Genomic DNA, 2,878 nt, shown 5'->3' on the forward strand with positions numbered 1-2,878 from the left:
TGCGCCTCGAGCTCCTTGTAGGCCCGGGCCACGGTGCCCGGTGCCACGCCGAGCTCGGCCGCGAGCGCACGCACGGGCGGCAGTCGGTCCCCGCGGGCGAGGGATCCGGAGGCGACGCCGGCCAGGACCGCGTCCACGATCTGCCGGTAGGGCGGGGCCGGCAGGCTCCCGTCCACCGCCACGACCGGCAGGGAGGCGGAGACCACGCCCGCGGCCCCGTCGGCGACCGAGGCCGCGGACGGGGCCGCTGCGGACGGACCGGGGGCCCTCATCGACTCACCGGTGCTGCGCGTCGAGACGGCCATCCTCGCGCTCCCACACGGCGGGGGCCAGTTCGTCCTCGATGGCGAGGTCGCCCGAGGAGTCGTCCGGGTGGCGGAGCAGGTGGACGGCGGAGACCGCGAGGCCGCCCCACACCAGGAGGATGGCCAGGGACATCATGACGATCGCTGCGGTGCTCATCGGTCAGAGCTCCTTCCGGGTGGCGGCCGCGGGCACCACCGGCAGGGCGCCGGTGGGGACGGTGCCCTCGGGCACGGCGTTGTGCGGGATGAGGTCGCCGTGGATCTCGCTGTCCAGGTCCTCGGCGTAGAGGTTGGACTTGCGGGACCACGGGATCAGGGAGAGCAGGATCGCCAGGGCGACGGAGCCGAGCGCGATGCCCCAGCCGAAGACGCCGAGGAAGTCGCCCGGGTAGCCCTCATAGCCCTCCGCGATCACCTTCATGATCCAGGAGAGCCAGATGTAGGCGAGCACGATCGGCATGAGCACGCCGATCAGCAGCACGTACCCGCGGCCGACCTTGAAGGAGGAGACGGCGTTGAGGTGCGCCGTGATGCGACGGGCCGAGCCCAGCGCACCGGTGACCAGGAGCACCGACAGGAGCGCCGCGCCCACGATGCCGAAGTTGTTGGCGAACGCGTCCATGGTGTCCAGCATCTGCAGGCCCGTGGTGGTGGAGAACAGGGCGAGGGAGACCACCCCGGACAGGCCGATCACCACGATCGTGGCCGTCCAGCGGCCCCAGCCGAGCTTGTCCTTCACGGCGGAGATGACGACCTCGAGGATCGAGATCAGCGAGGTGAAGCCGGCGACCACGAGCGAGCCGAAGAACAGCACGCCGATCAGGGCGCCGAGCGGGGCCTGCGAGATCAGGGTGGGGAAGGCGATGAACGCCAGGCCGATGCCGCTGCCGGCCACCTCGGCCACGGACACGCCGGAGGCCTGCGCCATGAAGCCCAGGGCGGAGAACACGCCGATGCCGGCCAGGATCTCGAAGCCCGAGTTGGAGAAGCCGACCACCAGGCCGGAGCCGGTGAGGTTCGTGCGGCGGTTGAGGTAGGAAGCGTAGGTGATCATGATGCCGAAGCCGACGGACAGCGAGAAGAAGATCTGACCGTAGGCGGCGATCCAGACGCCCGGGTCCGCCAGCGCGGCCCAGTTCGGCGTGAACAGCGCGTCCAGGCCCTGGGCGGCGCCCGGCAGGGTGAGGGCGATGCCGACGAGGATCAGGAACATCACGACGAGCAGCGGGATGCCGACCATCGAGGCCAGGGCCACGCCCCGGCGCACGCCGAAGCCCATGATGAGCAGCGTGATCACCCAGACGGCGAGCATGGGCCAGAAGACGCCCGAGACGACGTCGAAGGACGGGGACGGGTCGTCGGCGACCTGCAGGTAGTCGCCCATGAGGAAGGTCTCCGGGTCGTCGCCCCACCGCTGGTCCACGGAGAACCAGGTGTACATGATCGCCCAGCCGATGATCGCGGCGTAGTAGATCCCGATGACGACGCAGATGAGCACCTGCCACCAGCCGACGGTCTCGGTCCACCGGGACAGGCGCCGGAACGCCAGCGGCGCGGAGCCGCGGAAGCGGTGGCCGATCGCGTAGTCGAAGAACAGCAGCGGGATGCCCGCGGTGAGCAGCGCGATCAGGTAGGGGATGACGAACGCGCCGCCGCCGTTCTCATAGGCGACGTAGGGGAAGCGCCAGATGTTGCCGAGGCCCACGGCGGAGCCGATGGCCGCCAGGATGAAGGCCCACCGGCCGGTGAACTCCTCCCGGGTGCGCTTCGGCGCCGACGCGGGCGCGGAGACGGTGCTGGACATGCAGGACCTCCGGGGGTCGGGAAAAACTCGAGTGTGACGGAGGACACAATAGTCGACACGGGCCGTTGCCGGACAGTCCGGTCCGGAATGCGGGCATCAGGCGCGTGGCGCGGCGCCGGCTCAGCCGCCCGGGACGCAGTCCCCCGAAGGGACCGTGGCCGTCATTTCCGGGGCCGCGGCGACGACGGGGGCGATGGTGTCCGCCGTCAGGGCGTAGCCGACGGCGTCCGAGCCCGGGGCCCGGGCGAACACCAGACCGGCCAGGTTCCCGGCCGTGTCCACCACCGGGCCGCCCGAGTAGCCGTGGCGGATGTCCGCCGCGAGGGTGTAGACGTCCACCATGCTCGCGGCACCGGTCAGGACGTCGCCGAGCGGCACCTCGCCGACGGCCTGCACGGTCGCGGGGGTGGAGGCGAACGGGCCGCCGTCGGGATAGCCCAGGACGGAGGCCGACGCGCCGCCCGTCAGCTCGGCGCCGACCGGCATGACGGGCAGGTTCGCGTCGTCGACCGCCAGGACGGCGAGGTCGTGCGCCGTGTCCAGGTGGACGATCCGCGCCGCGTGCACGCCGCGGGCGCGGTCCGTCACGGTGGGGGCGTCCACGCCGAGGACCACGTGCGCGTTCGTGAGCACGCGGTCCGGGGCCACGGCCACGCCCGAGCCGCTCTGCACCTGGCTGCACTGCGCGGCCGTCCCGGTCAGCCGGACGACGGCGGCCGACGCCGAGGAGGCGGCGGGAGTCGAGGGGGCGGCCGTCGACGTCGACGAG

The 2,878-nt window shown here is 72.1% G+C and carries 4 protein-coding genes; all 4 read right to left on the bottom strand.

The features are described 5' to 3' along the window. Positions 1-206: GntR family transcriptional regulator (locus HMPREF3105_RS09010; RefSeq protein ID WP_246830360.1), on the bottom strand; the 206-nt coding region annotated here is incomplete at its 3' end. A gap of 70 nt (positions 207-276) precedes the next feature. Further along, entirely contained in the window at positions 277-462 is a 186-nt protein-coding gene (locus HMPREF3105_RS09015) for a methionine/alanine import family NSS transporter small subunit (protein ID WP_049144840.1), read from the bottom strand. 3 nt (positions 463-465) lie between these two features. Continuing rightward, positions 466-2,109: a sodium-dependent transporter gene (locus tag HMPREF3105_RS09020; RefSeq protein ID WP_041103987.1), complete on the bottom strand. Its 1,644-nt coding sequence runs from the start codon at positions 2,107-2,109 to the stop codon at positions 466-468. Positions 2,110-2,229: 120 nt separating this feature from the next. Beyond that, the coding region (locus HMPREF3105_RS09025; RefSeq protein ID WP_141762479.1) for a trypsin-like peptidase domain-containing protein at positions 2,230-2,878 on the bottom strand (649 nt) is incomplete at its 5' end.

Origin of the sequence: Micrococcus sp. HMSC31B01 (genome assembly GCF_001816085.1) — a bacterium.
GTDB lineage: Bacteria > Actinomycetota > Actinomycetes > Actinomycetales > Micrococcaceae > Micrococcus > Micrococcus luteus.